The following is a 21,988-nucleotide window of genomic DNA, read 5'->3' on the forward strand; positions in this document are numbered from 1 at the left end:
GCAGGTCCATCGTTGGAAATAATTCGACATGTTATAGTATAACAATAGGGTCTACGATGAATTTTCTGTCGTAGCCTTTTTTCAGTCATGTCGAGTACGGACGCTCCTTTATCTGCGGTATTTGTCATGCACAGACGTCAGCTTCTCAATCTGCTCTTGGCCAGCCCCTTTTTTGTTTTGCCGCTCACGGCCTACGCCACGCAGATTCGTAACGCGCGTTTATGGCGCTCAGATGACAAGCTGCGGTTGGTGTTCGACCTCAGCGGTCCGGTGCAGTACAAGACCTTCTTCCTGACGGCGCCGGAGCGCCTGATCATCGACCTGAGCGGCGCGGTTCTCAGTGGCGACTTTTCTCAACTGGAGTTGAAGAACACCGGAATCACCTCGATTCGCTCGGGGCATTTCGGCAAATCGGATACGCGCATCGTGCTCGATCTGGCCGCACCGATGCGGCTCACCAGCTTTGTGTTGCCGCCTCAGGAGGGTCAGGGGCATCGCCTGGTGCTCGATCTCACTGGCGCCACTCAGGCGCCACGTCAGATCGCGGCTGCCCCTGCGCCTTTGATGGCGCCAGAGGGCAAGGCGCATCCGAAGCGCGACATCATGGTGGTGGTCGACCCCGGCCACGGCGGCAAAGACCCGGGCGCTATCGGCTCCAAGGGCCAGCGCGAAAAAGACGTGGTGTTGTCCATCGCCCAACTGCTGGCCAAGCGTTTGAAGCGCGAGAAGGGCTTTGACGTGAAACTGGTGCGCAACGACGACTTCTTCGTGCCGCTGCGCAAGCGCGTGGACATCGCCCGTCAGCACAAGGCCGATATGTTTATCTCGGTGCACGCCGATGCTGCGCCGCGGCTCACCGCTTCAGGAGCCTCGGTGTATGCGCTGTCGGAGGGCGGCGCGACCTCGGCCACCGCACGCTTTATGGCCCAGCGCGAAAACGGCGCGGACCTGTTGGGCGCTACCACGTTGCTCAATCTGAAGGATAAAGACCCGATGCTGGCCGGCGTGATTCTCGACATGTCGATGAACGCCACCATCGCCTCAAGCCTGCAACTGGGCAGTTCGGTGCTCGGGAGCCTGCAAAGCATTACCAGCCTGCATCAGAAACGTGTGGAACAGGCCGCGTTTGCAGTGCTCAAGTCACCGGATGTGCCCTCGATCCTGGTGGAGACGGGCTTTATCTCCAATGCCCGAGACGCCCAGCGCTTGGTGACGGCGCGTCATCAACAGGCGGTGGCGGATGGCTTGTTCGATGGCCTGAAAAACTACTTCCAGAAGAATCCGCCGATGAACAGCTACATGGCGTGGGTGCAGGAACAAAAGAATGGTCAGGCCTAACAGCCGGTAATGCGGCTGCAGGTGAACTTGGCGCTGGCCCCGCCGGAGCTGGAGAAGCGATTGATCGTGGTCCAACCCACGCGCCGCGTGTAGCCGACCCACGCCTCCCCATCTGACGCCAAACCAGTAAAAAACGTCAGTTGCCCATAACGGCTGTTGGTCTGTGCCCAATAGCGTTTGCCGACCACCTCGAAACCGCGCAAATACGTGGTTCTGCCCTCGGTCGACACACTGTAGGCGTTGCCCAGTGGGTCGACACAGGCCAGCAGGTTGGCGCTGCGCGTGCAGTTGGCCAGCAGGCTGGGCGCTTGGGCGCAAGCGGTCCCTGCCGCTGCCAGTAACAGGGCGCACAACAGGTATTTCATAAGGTTTCTCGGGGCAGGGATGCGTTCAAGCATTGCCCTCTTTGTCGAAGCGAGCAAGGGGGGATTGGATTATTTGTATTGTTATACTATAACATTGAAAAACAGCCTGACCCGTGAACCTCTCCCCATGACTGAACAAGACCTGCTGACCCAACCGCCTGCCGACTACATGAATGAAGCCCAGCATGGCTTCTTCCGCGAACTGTTGTTGGCTCAGCGCACTGAACTGCAAGCGCGTATCGAAGGCGAATTCCTGGTTCTGCGCGAGCAGGAAACCAACAGCGACCCGGCTGACGTGGGCAGCGCCGAAGAGCAGCGCCAATGGCAACTGCGCCTGCTGGAACGGGAGAAGAAGCTGCTGGACAAGATCGACGACGCCCTCGAACTGCTGGCCCGTGGCGAATATGGCTGGTGCCGCGAAACCGGCGAACCCATCGGCCTGCAACGTCTTCTGCTACGTCCCACCGCCACCCTGTGTATCGAAGCCAAAGAACGTGAAGAGCTGCGCGAACGCCACAAACGGGCGATTTGACCGGCCAACCCTGATGAGGATTACCTGATGCCCAATCGTCTCCCCGTTACCGTGTTATCTGGCTTTCTCGGCGCCGGTAAAAGCACATTGCTCAACTATGTCCTGCGCAACCGCGAAAATCTGCGCGTGGCGGTGATCGTCAACGACATGAGTGAAATCAACATCGACGGCAGCGAGGTGCAGCGTGACGTCACCCTCAACCGTTCCGAAGAAAAGCTGGTGGAGATGAGCAACGGCTGTATCTGCTGCACCTTGCGTGAAGACTTGCTTGAAGAAGTCGGAAAACTCGCCAAGGAAGGTCGGTTCGATTACTTGTTGATTGAATCCACCGGTATCTCCGAACCGTTGCCGGTGGCAGAAACCTTCACCTTTCGCGATGAAAATGACCAAAGCCTGGCCGATGTTGCGCGCCTGGATACCATGGTTACCGTGGTCGATGGCATGAACTTCTTGCTCGACTACCAGGCCGCCGAAAGCCTGGCCTCGCGGGGCGAAACCCTCGGGGAAGAAGACGAGCGTTCAATCACCGACCTGTTGATCGAGCAGATCGAATTCGCCGACGTCATCTTGATCAGCAAGATCGACCTGATCAGCAGCAGCGAACGCGAAGAGCTGATGGCTATCCTTGAGCGCCTCAATGCTCAGGCGGAAATCATCCCGATGGTCATGGGCGAGGTGCCGCTGCACAAGATCCTCAACACCGGCCGCTTTGACTTCGAGCGTGCGGCCCAAGCGCCAGGCTGGTTGCAGGAGCTGCGCGGTGAGCATGTACCGGAAACCGAAGAATATGGCATCGCGTCCATGGCCTATCGCGCACGCCGCCCGTTCCATCCGCAACGCTTCTTCGACTTTATCGATCGACCTTGGGTGAACGGCAAACTGCTGCGCTCAAAGGGCTTTTTCTGGCTGGCCAGCAAGCATCAGGACGCCGGTAGCTGGTCCCAGGCAGGCGGCCTGATGCGTCACGGGTTTGCCGGACGCTGGTGGCGTTTCGTACCGAAAAGCCAATGGCCACAAGACCAAGAAAGCGTCGCGGCGATTATGGGCAACTGGCAACTGAGCACCGGCGACTGCCGCCAGGAACTGGTGTTTATCGGGCAGAACATCGACTTCGCCCACATGCGCGTCGAGTTGGATGCGTGCTTGCTCACCGATGAAGAAATGGCCCTTGGCGTGGAAGGGTGGCGCCTTTTGGCTGATCCGTTTGGTCCCTGGTATGAAGAGGCAGCCTGATGCTGGCACCGGCTATCCCCCTGCGCCCCGTGATTCGCCAGACCCGCGGTGAAACCCCGCTGGCGCTGTCCGACATCCTTGAAGACGGCGTGAACCTGGCGCTGTGGCAGCGCCAGTTGCCGCTGCATATCGCTGAGTTCGGCGCCTTGCTGGTGGCACTCAACGAGCCGTTGGCTGATTCGATGGTGATCGAACTCAACAGCGAAGGCGCCAAGCCGAACTTGCGAGGATTGGCGTCCAGTTGCCGCGATCTTGAAGGTTATGAAGGCTTTGTCGCCGATGTGTCGTGGCTGGTCAGTGCTTTTGCCTGTCTGCTCGGCGCCAAGCGCATAGGCGTTCGTCTGCGATTGTTGGATAAAGCCATGTGCCCGCGTTTTCACGTCGATCATGTGCCGGTGCGGCTGATCACCACCTATGCAGGTATCGGCAGCCAGTGGTTGCGTGAAGGGGTAATGGACCGGCGCAAACTCAGCCAAGCGGACGCCGAGCCCAGCGAGCGCATTGAGCAGATTCAGTGCGGTGAAGTGGCACTGCTCAAGGGCACCAAATGGCATGGCAACGAAGGCCACGGCCTGATCCACCGCTCCCCCGCGCTGAAAGCGGATGAGCGCCGATTGATTCTGACGCTGGATTGGCTCGCGTAACCGCGTAGGATCAAACGCTCTACACGGTCCGAACGATGGCACTTATGCTGCAGAACATTCCCACCCACGTGATTGCCGGGCCCCTTGGCGCTGGCAAGACCAGCCTGATCAAGCACCTGCTCGCCCAACGCCCGGCCAACGAGCGCTGGGCGGTGCTGATTAATGAGTTTGGGCAGATCGGCCTGGATGCTGCGTTGCTGACCCAGGACGACGACGGCATTGCCTTGGGCGAGGTCGCCGGTGGCTGCCTGTGTTGTGTGAATGGCGCACCGTTCCAGGTAGGCCTGGGCCGGTTGCTGCGTAAGGCCAAGCCGGATCGGTTGTTTATCGAACCCTCGGGCCTGGGCCATCCTGCGCAGTTGCTCCAGCAGTTGCGCGAAGCGCCGTGGCAGACGGTGCTTGCGGTTCAGCCTTGTGTGCTGGTGCTGGATGCCCAAGCGCTGGCTGCGGACAAACCCTTGCCGCCAGCGCAGCAGGAAGCGTTGGCCAGTGCCGGGCTGTTGGTGTTGAACAAGGATGAGGGGCTGGATGCTGCGCAACGCGAGGCCGTCGAACGACAGCTACCCGACCGTGGCATTTATTGGACGCGGCAGGCGTACGTGCCGCTCGGCAAACTGCCAGGTTTGAATGCGCAGGCTGAAGAGGCTGTGGATAACGTCGAGGTGCCCAAGGGGCTGGCTCAATTGCCGGCTATCTGGAGCGATCCGGCATTGCCGATCTGCCTGAGCCAGGCCCAGGATGGCGGTTGGAGTATCGGTTGGCGCTGGCACCCGAGCCAGAAATTCGATTCCGTGCCTCTGCACCTGTGGCTGACATCGCTTGAGTGGCGCCGCGCCAAACTGGTTATCCACAGCCGTGATGGGTGGATCTCGGCCAACGCTGTGGATAACAGCCCGCTCGCCTGGCACCCCAGCGAATGGCGCCGCGACTCACGTATCGAATTGATCTTCAGCACACCACAGGACATGGCTGCATTGCAGGCCGCGCTGACTGCCTGCCGTTACTGACGGTTTTTAGTCGCATGGTTCTGACGCCATTGGCTCAGCTCAATGACTTCAGCACTGGGCAGCGCTTCCTTGGCCTCGAACGGGTAGGGCGCCAGTTCGATCTGCGCGCTATGGGCGCCAAACTGCGTGATGGTCCCGCTGTGACGGGTCTCGCCCGTGACGGTGAACTCGAAATTATAGATACGCGCCAGACGCCGCCGGCCATTGGCGTCCTTCACAAAACCGATGCGTTTCAACGCTACGGCACCGTCGAGCAATTCGATATCGAGCTTGGCGCAATGCTGCTTCACCCGCGCGAGCGCCCGTTCGCGCAGGCCGTGGTTGTGCCAAACCCAGGCGGCGCCGGTCGCCAGCAGCATCAACACGAAGATGTTTCCCAGGGTCAGCATGCGAAAAACTCCAACAAAGTGAGAGCAGCTTAACTGTGTCGCTGGCCTGTCGTACAGGCTGTGTTTAGTCGCATACTGCGCGGCCAGAATTTCAATGGCTTTACGGAAATCCCCTGCATGAAACGCACACCTCATCTGCTTGCGATCCAGTCTCATGTGGTCTTTGGCCACGCCGGAAACAGCGCCGCCGTGTTCCCCATGCAGCGGGTCGGGGTGAACGTCTGGCCGCTTAACACTGTGCAGTTCTCCAACCACACCCAGTATGGCCAGTGGGCGGGCGAAGTGTTGGCGCCGCAGCAAATTCCGGCGTTGGTGGAAGGGATTGCCGCCATCGGTGAGTTGGGCAACTGTGATGCGGTGCTGTCCGGCTATCTGGGCAGCGCGGCTCAGGGCCGGGCGATTCTCACCGGTGTAGCGCGTATTAAAGCGATCAATCCCAAGGCCTTGTACCTGTGCGACCCGGTGATGGGTCATCCTGAAAAAGGCTGCATCGTGCCCCAGGAAGTCAGCGATTTCCTGCTCGATGAAGCCGTCGCCATGGCCGACTTCCTGTGCCCCAACCAACTGGAATTGGACAGCTTTGCCGGGCGCAAACCGCAGTCGCTGTTCGATTGTCTGGCTATGGCCAAGGCGTTGCTGGCTCGCGGGCCTAAAGCCGTGCTGGTCAAACACTTGGATTATCCGGGCAAGTTGCCGGATGGTTTCGAGATGCTGCTGGTGACCGCCGACGGCAGCTGGCACCTGCGTCGACCGCTGCTGGCGTTCCCGCGCCAACCGGTGGGCGTGGGCGACCTGACCTCGGGGTTGTTCCTGGCGCGGGTGTTGTTAGGCGACAGCCTGCTGGCCGCGTTTGAATTCACCGCAGCGGCCGTGCACGAAGTGCTGCTGGAAACCCAGGCTTGCGCCAGTTACGAGTTGGAGTTGGTGCGGGCCCAGGATCGCATTGCCCATCCACGTGTGCGCTTTGAAGCCACCCCGATCGGACTGTAAGTACACAACACCCAATGTAGGAGGGGGCTTGCTCCCGATGGCGGTGTATCAGCTACCTAAGTAATGGCTGACCCACTGCAATCGGGGGCAAGCCCCCCACATTTTTGATCGGGTTTGCGGCTTGGGACTTACAGCGCGTCTGCCTTGATTTCCTGGTAGCGCTTCTCCAGCTCCTGGCGAATCTGCCGGCGTTGCTGGGCCTGCATGAACCGGCGCTTGTCTTCACTGTTATGGGGTTGCAGCGGTGGTACGGCAGCGGGTTTACGCTGGTCGTCCACGGCCACCATGGTGAAGAAGCAGCTGTTGGTATGACGCACCGAGCGCTCGCGGATGTTCTCGGTCACCACCTTGATGCCCACTTCCATCGACGTATTGCCGGTGTAGTTGACTGATGCAAGGAACGTCACCAATTCGCCGACATGGATCGGTTCGCGAAAAATCACCTGATCCACCGACAACGTCACCACATAGCGACCGGCATAACGGCTCGCACAGGCGTAGGCCACTTCGTCGAGGTACTTGAGCAGGGTGCCGCCGTGGACATTGCCTGAGAAGTTGGCCATGTCAGGGGTCATCAATACCGTCATCGACAGCTGGGCGTTTCCGGGTTCCATAACACACTCACGGGTTGTAGGCATTGGTTGGGGTGCACCTCTGCGGGTGCTGGAATCTTTGCAGCGCCATCCCTTACGGGACGCCAGTGGGCGGCTTGCCGTCACGCCTGCACCGATCTGTTTCCATATATTGCACCGGCTTTCTGCTGGAAGTCGCGGTGTTAACCTTCAAAAGCCCATGTCAGGGCATTTCTTACGATCAAGGCAGACTTTTCCTTCCGCACTTTGCGCATTTTCATGTGCGTGGGCGGAAGTGGGAAAAGCGCCAGTACCCTCAAGGAGCCCCTCGCCATGCACGCCATCAGCTTTATCCAGGACTTGGCCGTGATCATGCTGGTGGCAGGGGTGGTCACCATCCTGTTTCACCGCCTCAAGCAGCCGGTGGTGCTGGGTTACATCGTCGCCGGCTTCATCATCGGTCCCCACACCCCGCCGTTCGGTCTGATCCACGACGAAGACACCATCAAGACCCTCGCCGAGCTGGGGGTGATCTTCCTGATGTTCTGCCTGGGCCTGGAGTTCAGCCTGCGCAAGTTGTTCAAGGTGGGCGCGACGGCGTTTATCGCAGCCTTCCTGGAAATCATCCTGATGATCTGGATCGGCTACGAAATCGGCCGCTGGTTCGACTGGAACACCATGGACTCGCTCTTCCTCGGCGCGATCCTGGCGATTTCCTCGACCACCATCATCGTCAAGGCCCTCAATGACCTGAAAATGAAGAACCAGCGTTTTGCCCAGCTGATTTTCGGCGTGTTGATCGTTGAAGACATCCTTGGCATCGGCATCATCGCCTTGCTGTCGAGCATCGCCGTCAGCGGTACGGTGAGCTCCGGCGAGGTGTTCTCCACCGTCGGCAAGCTCTCGCTCTTCATGATCGTCGCCTTGGTGATTGGCATTTTGCTGGTGCCGCGTCTGCTGGCTTACGTAGCTAAGTTCGAAAGCAATGAGATGCTGCTGATCACCGTATTGGGCCTGTGCTTCGGCTTTTGCCTGCTGGTGGTCAAGCTGGAATACAGCATGGTGCTGGGGGCATTCCTGATCGGCGCGATCATGGCCGAGTCCAAGCAGTTGATTAAGATAGAACGCCTGATCGAGCCGGTTCGCGACATGTTCAGCGCCATCTTTTTTGTGGCGATTGGCTTGATGATTGACCCGCAGATCCTGCTGCAATATGCCTGGCCAATCGCGGTAATCACCGTGGCCGTGGTGCTGGGCAAGATGCTGTCCTGCGGCCTGGGCGCATTTATCGCCGGTAATGACGGCCGCACCTCACTGCGCGTGGGCATGGGGCTGTCACAGATTGGCGAGTTTTCCTTCATTATCGCCGCGCTGGGCATGACCTTGCAGGTAACCAGCGACTTCCTGTATCCGGTGGCGGTGGCGGTTTCGGCGATCACTACACTGCTCACGCCCTACCTGATTCGCGGTGCTGATCCCCTGTCGCTGAGGATTGCGGCAGTGATGCCCAAGCGCATGAGTCGGGTCTTCGGGATGTACGGCGAGTGGTTGCGCAGCATTCAGCCTCAGGGCGAGGGCGCGATGCTGGCGTCGATGATCCGCAAGATCATCCTGCAAGTAGGGGTGAACCTCGCGCTGGTGATCGCGATCTTCTTCGCTGGCAGCTTTTTTGCGGTGCGCATTGGTGGGTATCTGGAGGGTTGGATCAGTGATCCGAGCTGGCAGAAGGCGTTGATCTGGGGAGGGGCGTTGTTGTTGTCGCTGCCGTTCTTGATTGCGGCTTACCGCAAGCTCAAGGCGCTGTCGATGCTGCTGGCGGAAATGAGCGTGAAGCCGGAAATGGCCGGGCGACATACCCAGCGTGTGCGAAGGGTAATCTCGGAGCTGATCCCGATTCTGTCGCTGCTGGTGATCTTTCTGCTATTGGCAGCCTTGTCGGCCAGCATTTTGCCGACCAACAAGTTGCTGGTGCTGATTGCAGTAGTCGCGGCGGCGGTAGCGGCCGTTCTGTGGCGCTGGTTCATTCGCGTGCATACGCGGATGCAGGTGGCCTTGCTGGAGACTCTGGATAATCACAAGGACACGTCGGAGCACTAAGGTGCTGCGGTGCATTCGCTTGTGGCGAGCGAGCTTGCTCGCCACAAAAACCGGTCCGCCACGGGTGACAGGACTCAGCTTTCCAGCCAAACATCCCGCGCCCAGTGCCAAACCGATTCCCACGTCTCTTCAGTGACGAGTTCTTCTTCGCCGGACCACAGCACCACGGTGCCGTCTTCTTCAACGCAGTAGTAGTCGTCGCCGTCCTGGCAGATCGGGATCATGCTGCGGTCAACGCCGGCATCCCAGGCGTTGGCTGCCACATCCGGCAGGTACGTGTGGGATTGCGGGTCGGTGACGGTCACCGGTTCCAGGCTGCCGTACACCACATCGCTGACGGTCAGCAGGAATTCACGGAAGACAAACGGGATGTCGATGAACAGTTGTTCTTCGATTTCCACCAGTTGATCTTCGTCAGGCAGTTCCAGAGGAACCGGGACCGGTTCGTTGGCTTCACGCAATTGTTCGATGATTTCTTCCACGGCCGGGATCCTCTTGCTAGATGGCGCGGTTTATAGGGGCGTTTTATACAGTAGCTCGCTATAAGTGCAACCGTGAAATAGAAAACCCCGGACATGAGACATGTCCGGGGTTTTTCGTTACGGCGTGCTCAAGCGCGTGGGTATCAGCCGTTTTGGCGAATACCGGCGACCAGCCATGGCTGGTTCTCGCCTTGAGGGCGTTCCATGTTCCAGCTTTCGCTGAACACTTCGCCCTGGTCGAAACGCGAGGTCTTCGACACACCGCTGAAGGTCAGGGTAGCGATGGTCTTGTCGGCGCGATCATCCACACCGTCCAACTGAACGCGCAGGTCGTCAATGTAGGTCGACTGGAACGCGTCGCCGATCTCGGCACGTTCGCGTTTGAGGAACTCCAGCAGTTGCGGGGTCACGAACTCGGCGATCTTGTCCATTTCGTTGGCGTCCCAGTGTTGCTGCAGGGACTGGAAGTGGCTGCGGGCCGCTTCGACGAAGCGCTCTTCATTGAACCAGGCCGGTGCGTTGATCACCGGACGGGCCGCAGCAGGCGCTGCCGAACCACCAAAGATCGAGCCCATGGCTGGTTTCTGCTCGAACACTTCACGCTGCATTGGCGCGCCGGCTGGAGCCAGGTGCTCCTGCTGCTTGCGGCGACGGGCGGCGATAAAGCGGAAGACCAGGAAGGCGATGACGGCCATGATCAGGATGTCGAAGATCTGCATGCCCTCGAAGCCGCCGCCCATGAACATGGAGGCGAGCAGGCCACCGGCCGCGATACCGGCCAGAGGGCCAAGCCAGCGTGAAGCACCGCCAGCCTTGGCTGCGGCGCCAGCAGCACCGGCTGCGCCTGCGGAAGCGGCAGCACCGCCTGCACCGGCGGATGGAGCCATTTGGCTGGTCTGGTGAGTCGGTGCCGCACCCGAGCTTTTGCCGCCACCGAAGCGTTTGGCGTTGGCGTCGAGGCTCATCGTCAGGCCGATGCACAACGCCATGGCGATGCTAAGAAAACGTTTCATAAAGGGAATTCCCATTTGTGGATTGCACGCGCGCCATGTTGCACAGGTGTAGTGGCAGTGGCTAGCGGCATAATGTTTCGGGCTTTTGCGTAAGACCGATTCCGAAGGATCTGTAGGACTGATTACTGATATTGGCCCGCGCTCGTTGAATACAAGGGCCGGCCAATAAGCTTCATGTAGGCAAATGTTTCAGACCGCTTCGAGCTTCGCGTAACCCATCATCAGCCATTTGCTGCCTTCGGCGAAGTTCACCTGCACTCGTGCCTGGGCGCCAGCGCCTTCGAAATTGAGTATCACGCCCTCACCGAAGACCGCATGCCTGACCTGCTGGCCCAAGCTGAACGGAGTTTCCGGAATCTCGGAACCGGCAAACATACTGCTGGAGTTCTGCTGTTGGCCGCCACCGAACGGGCGGCTGACGCTGTTGGAAAGGCGAACTTCCTGAATCAGGCCCTTCGGTACTTCACGTACGAAGCGCGACACCTTGTTGTAGGTCTCGCTGCCGTACAGGCGTCGGGTCTCGGCGTAGGTCATGACCAGGTTCTGCATCGCCCGAGTGATACCCACGTAGGCCAGGCGACGTTCTTCTTCAAGACGGCCGGGCTCTTCCAGACTCATCTTGTGGGGGAACAGGCCTTCTTCCATGCCCACCAGGAACACGTACGGGAATTCCAGGCCCTTGGCGCTGTGCAAGGTCATCAGCTGGATGCTGTCTTCATGCTCATCGGCCTGGGTATCACCGGCTTCCAGCGAGGCGTGTCCGAGGAATGCGGCGAGTGGGGTCAGCTCTTCGTCTTCCTCGGTGTTTTCGAACGCGCGGGCGGCGCTGACCAGTTCCTCAAGGTTTTCTACTCGGGCCTGGCCTTTTTCGCCTTTTTCCGCTTCGTGATAGGCGATCAGTCCGGACTGCTCGATCACGGTCTGGGTCATCAAGTGCAGGGGCATTTCCAGGCACTTGGCGGCCAGATTCTCGATCAGCTCTACAAACACGCCCAGCGCACCCGCTGCCCGCCCGGTCAGGCCTTTATTGGCGATCAGCAAGCGCATGGCTTCCCACATCGACACGTCGGCGTGGCGCGCGTGGTCGCGGATTGCTTCGACGGTTTTTTCGCCGATACCGCGGGCCGGGATATTGATCACTCGCTCCAGCGCCGCATCGTTGCCGCGACCTTCCAGCAAGCGCAGGTAGGCCATGGCGTTCTTGATTTCCGCACGCTCGAAGAAGCGCTGACCGCCATAGATGCGGTACGGGATGCGTTCGCGCAGCAAGGCTTCTTCCAATACCCGCGATTGGGCGTTGGAGCGGTACAGAATCGCGATATCGCTACGTGCCAGGCCGGTTTTCAGGGCGCTTTCAATGGTTTCCACCACATAGCGCGCTTCATCGTGCTCGTTGAAGGCTGCGTACAGATTGATCGCTTCGCCTTCGCCGCCGTCGGTCCACAGCTCTTTGCCCAGGCGTCCGGTATTGTTGGCGATCAAGGCGTTGGCGGCCTTGAGGATGCCAGCGGTAGAACGGTAGTTCTGCTCCAGACGGATGGTGACCGCGTCCGGGAAGTCTTCGGAATACTGGTAGATGTTCTCGATTTTCGCGCCACGCCAGCCGTAGATGGACTGGTCGTCGTCACCCACTACCATCAGGCTGTCGCCGCCCTTGGCCAGCAGGCGCAACCAGGCGTACTGCACGGCGTTGGTGTCTTGGAACTCATCCACCAGAATGTGGCGGAAGCGTTTCTGGTAATGGGCCAGCAAGCCGGGGTTGTCGCGCCACAGGTCGAGGGCGCGCAGCAGCAGTTCGGAGAAGTCGATCACGCCGGCACGTGCGCAAGCAGCCTCATAGGCTTCATAAATGCTGCGCATGGTGGCCAGGAAAAGATCGCCGCTGGCTTGAATATGTTGCGGGCGCAGGCCTTCGTCTTTCTGGCCGTTGATAAACCACTGCGCCTGGCGCACGGGCCAACGCTGTTCGTCGAGGCCGAGTTCGCGGATCACGCGCTTGACCAGGCGTTGCTGGTCGTCGCTGTCAAGGATCTGGAAGGTCTGGGCGAGGCCAGCTTCCTGCCAATGGGCCCGCAACAGGCGGTGCGCAAGGCCGTGGAAGGTGCCGACCCACATGCCGGCCGGGCTGATGCCCATCAACTGTTCGATGCGATGGCGCATCTCGGCAGCGGCCTTGTTGGTGAACGTCACCGACAGGATTGAGTGCGGAGACGCGTTTTCGACCTGGATCAACCAGGCGATACGGTGCACCAGCACTCGGGTTTTACCGGAGCCAGCACCGGCCAGGACCAACTGACGGCCAACGGGGGCCGCTACGGCCTGGCGTTGGGCATCGTTGAGGGAGTTCAGCAAAAGAGAGAGATCATCGCGCATCGACGCATTCTAGGGTGCTGGGGGGAGTCGGGCAAATCCCAATGCCGGGTGGTCGATGGAAAATATTCAACGTGATCCGGGCCGGCTCAATATTCTGCTCAGGGTGATGACCGGTCGGTCAATGCCCACAGCCCGCGCCGGGTCTCGCTGAAGCCGTCTGGCACCGAGCTTTGCGGCGTGTGACCACGCAGTTTTTATGACGTGGAGCAGTTTGGCCCAAGCGTTTGCTTGTGTATGCTCCGTCCACGTTTCGGGCTCACCATTATAAGAACACTGCCTATGACCCTCAGCACCGACCTGCCTGGCCCCTCGATGGCGCCTGCGCAGGTTATCCGTAAACACTACGCCACTGAGATGGCGGTCGAGCGCACTCGCCTGTTGTATCAAGGTTCGCTGCTGCCGACCCTATTAATGTTGGTGAACGGCCTGGTATGCGCCTGGCTGCTGTGGAACCCCAAACAATACCTGCTCGACAGCATCTGGCTGGTGTGGCTCCTCGCCCTGGTGGCCATGCGCGTGATCCAGGTGGCGGCGTTTGATTCGGCGATGCCAAGCCGACAGGCGCAGCCGGTGTGGCGGCGCATGTTCATGCTCGGTTCGGCGGTCAGTGGCCTGACGCTGGCCACTGCGGCCATCGCCCTGGCGCCGGTTAACAGCTTCATGCAGCAAGCCTGGGTGTTCGGCCTGATCGGCGCGGCGACATTATCGGCCAGCGTGGCCTACGCCGTGAGCCTGCCGGCGTTTCTATCCTTCGCTGTGCCGTGCCTGGTGCCGTCTATTGTCTACCTGTTATGGGATGGTAGCCCGCAGCAACAAGGTTGGGGTGTGCTCGGCCTGATCCTGCTGGTGTCGCTGAACCTGGTGGCCTGGCAGGTCAACCGCCTGATCCAGCGTGAACTCCTGCGGCGTTTCCAGAACCAGGCGCTGATCGAGCATCTCCAGCAGGCGCAGCAGCGCAGCGAACAGTTGAATCAGGATTTGGTGCGTGAAGTCGAGCAGCGCCGTCAGGTCGAGCAAGAGCTGCGCGAAGCCCAGATCGGCCTGCAGGACCGTGTGGCGCAACGTAGCCAGGAGTTGGACGTCGCCAGCCTGGCCCTGAATAAAAGTGAAGCGCGTCTGGCCATGGCGTTGCAAGCCAGCGAACTGGGCTTGTGGGACTGGAACCTGCAAACCGACGAAGTCCATCACACCCAGCTCAAAGAGCTGTTCGGCCTGGAGCCGGAGTACGTCACGGCCATGCTCGGCCACCTCAAACCGCGCTTGCACCCGGATGACTTACCGTTGCTCAAACGCGCGTTGGTGGAGCACCTCAAGGGGCGCACCGAGGATTACCAGGTGGAATACCGCGTGCGCCATGGCGATGGTCACTGGGTATGGATCGAAGACCGTGGCCGCGCGGTGGAGCGCGCTGCGAGCGGGCGAGTGATTCGAATGCTCGGTACGCGGCGCGACATCAGTGCCGGCAAGGCGCTCGAAGAACAACAGCGGCTGGCCTCGACGGTGTTCGAAGCCGCCAGCGAAGGCATCGTGATCCTCGACCCGGATTACGCGCTGATCGCAGTCAACCAGGCCTTCAGTCGCGTCACCGGTTTTGACATCGATGACATGCTTGGTCGCAACGTGGTGGAGCTACCCAGCAGCCGCGATGCCCGCCGCCACTTCCCGGTGATCCGCCAAGCTTTGCTCAGTCACGGCACCTGGCAGGGCGAACTGGTGGAAACACGCAAGAACGGCGAGCTTTACCCGCAGTGGCTGCAATTAAATGTTGTGCGCGATGTTCGTGGAAAAGTCAGTCACATCGTGGGCTTCTTCGCTGATCTGTCGGCGCGGCGCGAGTCCGAGGAGCGCATGCGCTATCTCACTCACTACGATGAATTGACCGGACTGGCCAACCGCTCGCTGTTCCGCGAACGGCTGCGCGAAGCCCACCAGCGCGTGCGCCAGGGCGGGCGCAGTCTGGCGTTGCTGCATATCAACCTGGATCGCTTCAAGCTGCTCAATGACAGCTTGGGCCATGAGGTGGCCGATCAGTTGCTGCAAAAGATGGCCCGCCGGTTGATCAACGCCTTGCCCGAAGCCGACACCATTGCACGCCTGTCCGGCGATGAGTTCGCTGTCTTGTTTGACGCCTACGGTAGCTTGTCGAGCCTGGCGCGGGTGGCCACGCGGCTGCTGGCCAAGCTGCGAGTGCCGGTGACGGTGGAGGGGCATGAGCTGGTGGTTAGCGCTTCGATGGGCGTGAGTTTGCTGCCGGACAATGCGCGTGAAATTTCCGAGCTGGTCAACCAATCGAATATGGCCATGCAACACGCCAAGCACCTGGGCGGCAACAACTTCCAGTTCTACACCGACAGCCTGCAAGGCAGCACCCTTGAGCGCCTGCAGTTGGAAAACCATCTGCGTAAAGCCATCGAGGAGCGCCAGCTTTCGGTGTTCTACCAGCCGAAACTGTGCCTGGCCACCGGTAGGCTCAATGCTGCTGAAGCGTTGGTGCGTTGGGAGCATCCACAATGGGGCATGGTGCCGCCCTGCGACTTTATCGGCCTGGCCGAAGAAACGGGCCTTATCGTGCCGCTGGGCGAATTCGTGTTGCGCGAGGCTTGCTGGCAAGCCTGTGAATGGCAGCGCCAGGGGTTGGCTTCGATTCGGGTGTCGGTGAATCTCTCGGTTCACCAATTGCGCCAGGGCAAGCTGGTCAGCCTGGTGCGCCAAGTATTGGAAGAAACCGGCCTGGACCCGCAATACCTGGAGCTGGAACTGACTGAGAGCCAACTGCTCGACAGCGTTGAACACATCATCGCTACTTTCCAGCAACTGCGTGACCTGGGGGTGAAGCTTGCCATTGATGACTTTGGCACGGGTTACTCGTCCCTCAGCTACCTCAAGCGCATCCCTGTGGACTACGTGAAAATCGACCAGACCTTTATCCGTGGGCTCGGACAGGGGCGCGAGGATGCGGCCATCACCCGAGCGATTATCGCCATGGCCCACGGCTTGGCGCTCAAGGTCGTGGCCGAAGGCGTGGAAGATCAGCAGCAGCTGGATTTCCTGCGGGCGGAGCGTTGCGACGAAGTGCAGGGGTATTTGATCAGCCGGCCGATGCAGGCTGACGGGTTGGCAGAATTGTTACGGAAAAATGCAGATTATCCTTAGCGACGCCAAGGGCGCCGGAGTGGCTACAAAGCTCCTGGCCTTTGAATATGAGGGTGGCAGGGCAATTAAGTGATGCGTCGGACGGGCAAAACGACAATTCTTGTAGTATAACTACAAGCTTGCTACATCCCCTGGCCCTGCCAATAACAAGAGTCCGTCCTTTGAACCTGTTGCAACATATCGCCCAGTCGCGCCACCTGTTACGCAAATCGGAACTCAAGGTTGCCGATCACGTGCTGCTTGACCCTGCGGCTGTGATGCACAGTTCCATGGCCGACTTGGCCCACAGCGTTGGCATCAGCGAGCCGACCATCGTGCGCTTCTGCCGCGCCATCGGTTGCTCCGGGTTCCAGGACCTGAAACTCAAATTGGCCCAAAGCCTGGCCGCCGGTGCCAGTTTTGGTCAGTTTGCAATCCATGAAGACGACTCCGTCGCCGATTACAGCCTCAAGATCTTTGACACCACCTTGCACACCCTCATGGAAGTGCGCGAGAAACTCGACCCGGTGGAGCTGCAAAAAGCCGTGACTGCCATGTCCCAGGCCCAGCGTGTGGAGTTCTACGGCTTCGGTGCGTCCGGCGCGGTGGCGGCAGATGCCCAGCACAAATTCTTCCGCCTGCTGCTGACAGCAGCGGCGTACAGCGACCCGCATATGCAGGCGATGTCGGCGGTGACTTTGAAGCCGACGGATGTGGCGATCTGTATTTCCCAGTCGGGCCGCTCCAAGGACCTGCTGATCACCGCCAATCTGGTGCGTGAAAGCGGCGCGTCGTTGATTACTCTGTGCCCGAGCCAGACGCCGTTGGCCGAACTGTCCACAGTCAACCTGGCGATCGACGTGCATGAAGACACCGAGATCTACACGCCTCTGACGTCACGCATCGCCCATCTGGTGGTAATCGATGTGTTGGCGATGGGCGTGGCCATGGCGCGCGGACCGAGCCTGGTCAACCACCTCAAGAGTGTGAAGCGCAGCTTGCGTAGCCTGCGGTTGTCGCCCAAGTCCGTCAAAGCCCTCGACGACTGATCCAGGGCCATACACGCTCAAAATGTGGGAGGGGGCTTGCTCCCGATAGCAGTGGGTCAGTCAAAGAGAAATCGGCTGATGTACCGTAATCCGGAGCAAGCCCCCTCCCACATTTGGATTGTTTACCTATTCGGAAGATTCATCGTCCTGTAACCCCCGCGCCGTTAAACCGTCATCGCTACGACCCATCCTGTACTCCCCGTACTCGCTTTGGGAGACACCAAATGGCCCGTCCCTACGAAGACAGCAACAGCACTGTAAAGACCCGTCGTCAGCAGGAAGACCAGCGTCGCATGGCGTTCCGTCGCGCAATTGAAGACCGTTGCCAGGAGCGCCAACTGCTCCAGAGCATCAGTGACTACCCAGAACTTCACTGGCAGGCACCCGCGGCTGCCCAGCGAAGCGTTCAGCCAGCGCGCTGATTTGCACACGCTCGCTGCGAATAAAGCCCAGGAACGCATGGGCCACCGGTGACAGGCGCTTTGCCTTGGCCTGCACCAGGCACCAACTGCGGTACAGCGGCAGCTCTTCCACCGGCAGCTCCTTGAGCCCGCCGGTGGCCAGTTCCATATTCACCGCATGGCGCGTCAGCAAAGCCACGCCCAAGCCTGCGCACACGCATTCACGCTGCGCCTCGGCCGAGGCCACTTCCACCGTCTGGGTGAAGTGCACGCGCTTCTCCTTGAAATACTCCTCGCAGGCCAGTCGCGTGCCGGAGCCCGGTTCGCGCACCAATAGTGTGTAAGGCTCCAGGTCTTGCAGACGCAGTGGCCCCTGCAGACTCAATGGATGATCGGGTGGAGCGACGGCAACAATCGGATTGTTGAGAAACGGCAGGAATTCCAACCCCATGTCTTGGGGCACCATGGACATAATCACGAGGTCGTCGCGGTTGTCGGAAAGACGCCGGATCACCTGGGCGCGGTTGACCACTGTCAGGTGCAGTTGTACTTCCGGGTGCTGGCGCTTGAACGCGGCAAACAGGTGCGGCACGAAATACTTGGCACTGGATTCAATCGCGAGCTTTAGCTGACCTTGCAATGAACCTTGCATGTCCGACAGCTGCATATCGAGGTTTTCCAGGCGCCCGAAGATGTCACGACTGGCCCGTTGCAGCGCCTCGGCGGCCTCGGTCATGTAGAGTTTTTTACCGACGTAATCGAAGAGCGGCTGGCCGATCAGCTCCTCCAGCTGACGAATTTGCAGGCTGACGGCCGGTTGCGTCAGAGACATTTCCTCGGCTGCACGGCTGTAAGAGCGTAAATCGCACACTTCATTGAAAATCTGCAATTGACGCAATGTCATACGCATCAATGACTTACGCATAATTCAGATACCCATCCCGGCCGTAATGCGGTGACTATAAGTCTTTACTTATACACAACCCAATAATTATTGATTTTTGTTAATCCCTGCTGGGGCTTAGTGTGTGTCTCGCGACTGTCATGAAACATTTAGTCACGCGCCGACCCAGCTCCAGGGGTCGAAGAACGCAGCAATCGGCTCAAGGGAATTTCCAAGTGATAAAAAAGATCCTGATCGCCAACCGTGGTGAAATTGCCGTACGAATCGTGCGTGCCTGCGCCGAGATGGGCATTCGCTCGGTCGCGGTCTATTCCGACGCCGACCGCCACGCGTTGCACGTTAAACGTGCCGACGAAGCTCACAGCATTGGTGCCGAGCCTTTGGCCGGTTATCTAAACCCGCGCAAGCTGGTGAACCTGGCCGTGGAAACCGGTTGTGATGCGCTGCATCCTGGCTATGGCTTCCTGTCGGAAAATGCCGAGTTGGCAGACATCTGTGCTGAGCGTGGGATCAAGTTCATCGGCCCGTCCGCTGAAGTGATCCGCCGCATGGGCGACAAGACCGAAGCGCGCCGCAGCATGATCAAAGCCGGCGTGCCGGTCACGCCAGGCACCGAAGGCAACGTCGCCGACATCGCCGAAGCCCTCACCGAAGGCGACCGCATTGGTTACCCGGTGATGCTCAAGGCCACCTCGGGTGGTGGCGGTCGCGGGATTCGTCGTTGCAACAGTCGCGAAGAACTTGAACAAGCCTTCCCCCGCGTCATCTCCGAAGCCACCAAGGCCTTTGGTTCGGCGGAAGTGTTCCTGGAAAAATGCATCGTCAATCCCAAGCACATTGAGGCGCAGATCCTCGGTGACAGCTTCGGCAACGTGGTGCACCTGTTCGAGCGCGATTGCTCGATCCAGCGTCGCAACCAGAAGCTGATCGAGATCGCCCCAAGCCCACAGCTGACCCCTGAACAGCGCGCCTACATCGGCGACCTGTCGGTGCGCGCGGCCAAGGCCGTGGGCTACGAGAACGCCGGTACCGTGGAGTTCCTGCTCGCCGAGGGCGAGGTGTACTTCATGGAAATGAACACCAGGGTTCAGGTGGAACACACCATCACCGAAGAAATCACCGGGATCGACATCGTTCGTGAGCAGATCCGCATCGCCTCGGGCCTGCCTCTATCGGTGAAACAGGAAGACATCCAGCACCGTGGCTTCGCGTTGCAGTTCCGTATCAACGCGGAAGACCCGAAAAACAACTTCCTCCCAAGCTTCGGCAAGATCACCCGTTATTACGCGCCCGGCGGTCCCGGCGTGCGCACTGACACGGCTATCTATACCGGCTACACCATCCCACCGTTCTACGACTCCATGTGCCTGAAACTGGTGGTGTGGGCGTTGACCTGGGAAGAAGCCATGGACCGCGGCCTGCGTGCCCTGGACGACATGCGCCTGCAAGGCGTGAAGACCACTGCCGCCTACTACCAGGAAATCCTGCGTAACCCGGAATTCCGTAGCGGCCAGTTCAACACCAGTTTTGTGGAAAGCCACCCTGAGCTGACCAACTACTCGATCAAGCGCAAACCCGAAGAGCTGGCCCTGGCCATCGCCGCCGCCATCGCCGCCCACGCAGGCCTGTGAGGAATACAACAATGACCAAGAAAATCTTCGTAACCGACACCATCCTGCGCGACGCCCACCAATCGTTGCTGGCCACCCGCATGCGCACCGACGACATGCTGCCGATCTGCGACAAGCTCGACAAAGTCGGCTACTGGTCCCTGGAAGTCTGGGGCGGCGCGACCTTCGACGCCTGCGTACGCTTTCTGAAAGAAGACCCGTGGGAGCGCCTGCGCAAACTGCGCGCCGCGTTGCCTAACACCCGCCTGCAAATGTTGCTGCGTGGTCAGAACCTGCTGGGCTACCGCCATTACAGCGACGATGTGGTGAAAGCCTTCGTCGCCAAGGCAGCAGTGAATGGCATCGATGTGTTCCGTATCTTCGATGCGATGAACGATGTGCGTAACCTGCGCGTGGCCATCGAAGCCGTAAAAGCCGCCGGCAAACATGCCCAAGGCACCATCGCTTACACCACGAGCCCGGTGCACACCATCGACGCGTTCGTGGCGCAGGCCAAGCAACTGGAATCCATGGGTTGCGATTCGATCGCGATCAAGGACATGGCCGGCCTGCTGACCCCATACGCCACCGGCGAGCTGGTCAAGGCGCTGAAGGCCGAGCAGAACCTGCCGATCTTCATCCACTCCCATGACACCGCCGGCTTGGCCGCGATGTGCCAACTCAAGGCCATCGAAAACGGTGCAGACCATATCGACACGGCCATCTCCAGCTTCGCCTGGGGCACCAGCCACCCGGGTACCGAGTCGATGGTCGCCGCCCTTAAAGGCAGCGAATTCGATACCGGCCTCGACTTGGAACTGCTGCAAGAGATCGGTCTGTACTTCTACGCCGTGCGCAAGAAGTACCACCAGTTCGAAAGCGAATTCACCGCCGTCGACACCCGTGTGCAAGTCAACCAGGTACCGGGCGGGATGATCTCCAACCTGGCCAACCAGTTGAAAGAGCAGGGCGCCCTCAACCGTATGAGCGAAGTACTGGCCGAAATCCCGCGTGTGCGTGAAGACCTCGGCTTCCCGCCGCTGGTGACGCCAACGTCGCAGATCGTCGGCACTCAAGCGTTCTTCAACGTGCTGGCCGGTGAGCGCTACAAGACCATCACCAATGAGGTGAAGCTCTACCTGCAAGGCGGCTACGGCAAAGCGCCGGGCACTGTGAACGAGCAGTTGCGTCGCCAGGCCATCGGCAGCGAAGAAGTGATCGACGTGCGCCCAGCCGACCTGCTTAAGCCAGAGATGACCAAGCTGCGCGGAGAAATCGGCGCATTGGCCAAATCCGAAGAAGACGTGCTGACCTACGCCATGTTCCCGGACATCGGCCGCAAGTTCCTCGAAGAACGCGACGCCGGCACCTTGGCCCCGGAAGTGCTGTTACCCATCCCTGAAGCCGGCGGCGTAGCCCGTGCCGGTGGCGAAGGTGTGCCGACCGAGTTCGTCATCGACGTACACGGCGAAAGCTACCGCGTGGACATCACCGGTGTCGGCGTAAAAGCCGAAGGTAAGCGTCATTTCTACCTGTCCATCGACGGCATGCCGGAAGAAGTGGTGTTCGAGCCGCTCAACGAATTTGTCGGCGGCGGCAGCAGCAAGCGCAAGCAGGCCAGCGAGCCGGGCCATGTCAGCACCGCAATGCCGGGCAATATCGTTGACGTGCTGGTCAAGGAAGGCGATGTGGTCAAGGCCGGTCAGGCGGTGTTGATTACCGAAGCCATGAAGATGGAAACCGAAGTGCAGGCACCGATTGCCGGCAAGGTAACCGCTGTTCATGTGGCCAAGGGCGACCGGGTGAACCCTGGCGAAATCTTGATTGAAGTCGAAGGCTGATACAGCCTTCGACACT

At 59.8% G+C, this 21,988-nt stretch carries 19 protein-coding genes; 12 read left to right on the forward strand and 7 right to left on the reverse strand.

Translation table 11 applies throughout. The features are described 5' to 3' along the window. Positions 1 to 126 precede the first annotated feature (126 nt). Positions 127 to 1,338 (forward strand): N-acetylmuramoyl-L-alanine amidase, encoded by a 1,212-nt coding sequence (locus AB4N82_RS10090; RefSeq protein WP_122764000.1) that lies wholly within the window; start codon positions 127 to 129, stop codon positions 1,336 to 1,338. On the opposite strand, the gene AB4N82_RS10095 is transcribed toward AB4N82_RS10090, so the two are convergent. Then, positions 1,335 to 1,703 carry a glutamine synthetase gene (locus AB4N82_RS10095; protein WP_095185250.1) on the reverse strand — a complete coding sequence of 123 codons (369 nt, stop codon included), beginning with the start codon at positions 1,701 to 1,703 and terminating at the stop codon, positions 1,335 to 1,337. The genes AB4N82_RS10090 and AB4N82_RS10095 overlap by 4 nt on opposite strands. Positions 1,704 to 1,830: 127 nt before the next feature. Here AB4N82_RS10095 and dksA point away from each other — a divergent pair, with 127 nt between their 5' ends. The 4 genes from dksA to AB4N82_RS10115 are packed head-to-tail and all read left to right on the forward strand — an operon-like array spanning position 1,831 to position 5,119. Then, positions 1,831 to 2,235, forward strand: coding sequence for an RNA polymerase-binding protein DksA (gene dksA, locus AB4N82_RS10100; protein WP_032884492.1), 405 nt, complete (start codon positions 1,831 to 1,833; stop codon positions 2,233 to 2,235). A gap of 27 nt (positions 2,236 to 2,262) precedes the next feature. Further along, positions 2,263 to 3,468 (forward strand): zinc metallochaperone GTPase ZigA, encoded by a 1,206-nt coding sequence (gene zigA, locus AB4N82_RS10105; protein WP_095185249.1) that lies wholly within the window; start codon positions 2,263 to 2,265, stop codon positions 3,466 to 3,468. Continuing rightward, entirely contained in the window at positions 3,468 to 4,112 is a 645-nt protein-coding gene (locus AB4N82_RS10110; RefSeq protein WP_122763999.1) for a DUF1826 domain-containing protein, read from the forward strand. Before zigA ends, AB4N82_RS10110 begins: the two co-directional genes overlap by 1 nt. 44 nt (positions 4,113 to 4,156) lie before the next feature. Next, positions 4,157 to 5,119, forward strand: a complete 963-nt coding sequence (locus AB4N82_RS10115) for a CobW family GTP-binding protein (RefSeq protein ID WP_122763998.1) — start codon at positions 4,157 to 4,159, stop codon at positions 5,117 to 5,119. Here AB4N82_RS10115 and AB4N82_RS10120 read toward each other — a convergent pair. Continuing rightward, positions 5,113 to 5,508 (reverse strand): DUF3301 domain-containing protein, encoded by a 396-nt coding sequence (locus AB4N82_RS10120; RefSeq protein WP_032884488.1) that lies wholly within the window; start codon positions 5,506 to 5,508, stop codon positions 5,113 to 5,115. The genes AB4N82_RS10115 and AB4N82_RS10120 overlap by 7 nt on opposite strands. Positions 5,509 to 5,625: 117 nt before the next feature. On the opposite strand from AB4N82_RS10120, the gene pdxY reads away from it, so the two are divergent. Further along, positions 5,626 to 6,498 carry a pyridoxal kinase PdxY gene (gene pdxY / locus AB4N82_RS10125; RefSeq protein WP_032884487.1) on the forward strand — a complete coding sequence of 291 codons (873 nt, stop codon included), beginning with the start codon at positions 5,626 to 5,628 and terminating at the stop codon, positions 6,496 to 6,498. 128 nt (positions 6,499 to 6,626) lie between these two features. On the opposite strand, the gene AB4N82_RS10130 is transcribed toward pdxY, so the two are convergent. Then, positions 6,627 to 7,112 (reverse strand): acyl-CoA thioesterase, encoded by a 486-nt coding sequence (locus AB4N82_RS10130; protein ID WP_099601784.1) that lies wholly within the window; start codon positions 7,110 to 7,112, stop codon positions 6,627 to 6,629. 291 nt (positions 7,113 to 7,403) lie between these two features. Here AB4N82_RS10130 and AB4N82_RS10135 point away from each other — a divergent pair, with 291 nt between their 5' ends. Then, the gene (locus tag AB4N82_RS10135; protein WP_122763997.1) at positions 7,404 to 9,167 is read left to right on the forward strand and encodes a cation:proton antiporter; all 1,764 of its coding nucleotides are present in this window, start codon (positions 7,404 to 7,406) and stop codon (positions 9,165 to 9,167) included. Between the two features lie 74 nt (positions 9,168 to 9,241). On the opposite strand, the gene AB4N82_RS10140 is transcribed toward AB4N82_RS10135, so the two are convergent. From AB4N82_RS10140 to uvrD, 3 genes are all read right to left on the reverse strand, one after another. Further along, positions 9,242 to 9,649: an SMI1/KNR4 family protein gene (locus tag AB4N82_RS10140; protein WP_017739032.1), complete on the reverse strand. Its 408-nt coding sequence runs from the start codon at positions 9,647 to 9,649 to the stop codon at positions 9,242 to 9,244. 143 nt (positions 9,650 to 9,792) lie between these two features. Then, positions 9,793 to 10,662 carry a Tim44 domain-containing protein gene (locus tag AB4N82_RS10145; protein ID WP_032884485.1) on the reverse strand — a complete coding sequence of 290 codons (870 nt, stop codon included), beginning with the start codon at positions 10,660 to 10,662 and terminating at the stop codon, positions 9,793 to 9,795. A 189-nt stretch (positions 10,663 to 10,851) separates the two neighbouring features. After that, positions 10,852 to 13,035 (reverse strand): DNA helicase II, encoded by a 2,184-nt coding sequence (gene uvrD, locus AB4N82_RS10150; protein WP_095185244.1) that lies wholly within the window; start codon positions 13,033 to 13,035, stop codon positions 10,852 to 10,854. A 279-nt stretch (positions 13,036 to 13,314) separates the two neighbouring features. Here uvrD and AB4N82_RS10155 point away from each other — a divergent pair, with 279 nt between their 5' ends. From AB4N82_RS10155 to AB4N82_RS10165, 3 genes are all read left to right on the forward strand, one after another. Further along, positions 13,315 to 16,188 (forward strand): EAL domain-containing protein, encoded by a 2,874-nt coding sequence (locus tag AB4N82_RS10155; protein ID WP_122763996.1) that lies wholly within the window; start codon positions 13,315 to 13,317, stop codon positions 16,186 to 16,188. 161 nt (positions 16,189 to 16,349) lie between these two features. Further along, entirely contained in the window at positions 16,350 to 17,216 is an 867-nt protein-coding gene (hexR, locus tag AB4N82_RS10160; protein ID WP_003177007.1) for a transcriptional regulator HexR, read from the forward strand. 224 nt (positions 17,217 to 17,440) lie between these two features. Next, the gene (locus AB4N82_RS10165) at positions 17,441 to 17,638 is read left to right on the forward strand and encodes a PA3496 family putative envelope integrity protein (RefSeq protein WP_081797576.1); all 198 of its coding nucleotides are present in this window, start codon (positions 17,441 to 17,443) and stop codon (positions 17,636 to 17,638) included. Here AB4N82_RS10165 and AB4N82_RS10170 read toward each other — a convergent pair. After that, the gene (locus AB4N82_RS10170) at positions 17,568 to 18,542 is read right to left on the reverse strand and encodes a LysR family transcriptional regulator (RefSeq protein WP_122756210.1); all 975 of its coding nucleotides are present in this window, start codon (positions 18,540 to 18,542) and stop codon (positions 17,568 to 17,570) included. The genes AB4N82_RS10165 and AB4N82_RS10170 overlap by 71 nt on opposite strands. Before the next feature lie 194 nt (positions 18,543 to 18,736). Here AB4N82_RS10170 and AB4N82_RS10175 point away from each other — a divergent pair, with 194 nt between their 5' ends. Then, on the forward strand, positions 18,737 to 20,152 hold the full coding sequence (locus AB4N82_RS10175; protein ID WP_003213442.1) for an acetyl-CoA carboxylase biotin carboxylase subunit: 1,416 nt from the start codon (positions 18,737 to 18,739) through the stop codon (positions 20,150 to 20,152). An 11-nt stretch (positions 20,153 to 20,163) separates the two neighbouring features. Next, positions 20,164 to 21,972: a sodium-extruding oxaloacetate decarboxylase subunit alpha gene (gene oadA / locus AB4N82_RS10180; RefSeq protein WP_122763995.1), complete on the forward strand. Its 1,809-nt coding sequence runs from the start codon at positions 20,164 to 20,166 to the stop codon at positions 21,970 to 21,972. Positions 21,973 to 21,988 lie beyond the last annotated feature (16 nt).

The sequence above is a fragment of the Pseudomonas sp. H1_D04 genome, from assembly GCF_054683855.1.

Coding starts and splice junctions, on each gene's coding strand:
- AB4N82_RS10090 (WP_122764000.1), top strand. CDS start 127: ATGCACAGACGTCAGCTTCTCAATCTGCTCTTGGCCAGCCCCTTTTTT.
- AB4N82_RS10095 (WP_095185250.1), bottom strand. CDS start 1,703: ATGAAATACCTGTTGTGCGCCCTGTTACTGGCAGCGGCAGGGACCGCT.
- dksA (WP_032884492.1), top strand. CDS start 1,831: ATGACTGAACAAGACCTGCTGACCCAACCGCCTGCCGACTACATGAAT.
- zigA (WP_095185249.1), top strand. CDS start 2,263: ATGCCCAATCGTCTCCCCGTTACCGTGTTATCTGGCTTTCTCGGCGCC.
- AB4N82_RS10110 (WP_122763999.1), top strand. CDS start 3,468: ATGCTGGCACCGGCTATCCCCCTGCGCCCCGTGATTCGCCAGACCCGC.
- AB4N82_RS10115 (WP_122763998.1), top strand. CDS start 4,157: ATGCTGCAGAACATTCCCACCCACGTGATTGCCGGGCCCCTTGGCGCT.
- AB4N82_RS10120 (WP_032884488.1), bottom strand. CDS start 5,508: ATGCTGACCCTGGGAAACATCTTCGTGTTGATGCTGCTGGCGACCGGC.
- pdxY (WP_032884487.1), top strand. CDS start 5,626: ATGAAACGCACACCTCATCTGCTTGCGATCCAGTCTCATGTGGTCTTT.
- AB4N82_RS10130 (WP_099601784.1), bottom strand. CDS start 7,112: ATGGAACCCGGAAACGCCCAGCTGTCGATGACGGTATTGATGACCCCT.
- AB4N82_RS10135 (WP_122763997.1), top strand. CDS start 7,404: ATGCACGCCATCAGCTTTATCCAGGACTTGGCCGTGATCATGCTGGTG.
- AB4N82_RS10145 (WP_032884485.1), bottom strand. CDS start 10,662: ATGAAACGTTTTCTTAGCATCGCCATGGCGTTGTGCATCGGCCTGACG.
- uvrD (WP_095185244.1), bottom strand. CDS start 13,035: ATGCGCGATGATCTCTCTCTTTTGCTGAACTCCCTCAACGATGCCCAA.
- AB4N82_RS10155 (WP_122763996.1), top strand. CDS start 13,315: ATGACCCTCAGCACCGACCTGCCTGGCCCCTCGATGGCGCCTGCGCAG.
- AB4N82_RS10165 (WP_081797576.1), top strand. CDS start 17,441: ATGGCCCGTCCCTACGAAGACAGCAACAGCACTGTAAAGACCCGTCGT.
- AB4N82_RS10170 (WP_122756210.1), bottom strand. CDS start 18,542: ATGCGTAAGTCATTGATGCGTATGACATTGCGTCAATTGCAGATTTTC.
- oadA (WP_122763995.1), top strand. CDS start 20,164: ATGACCAAGAAAATCTTCGTAACCGACACCATCCTGCGCGACGCCCAC.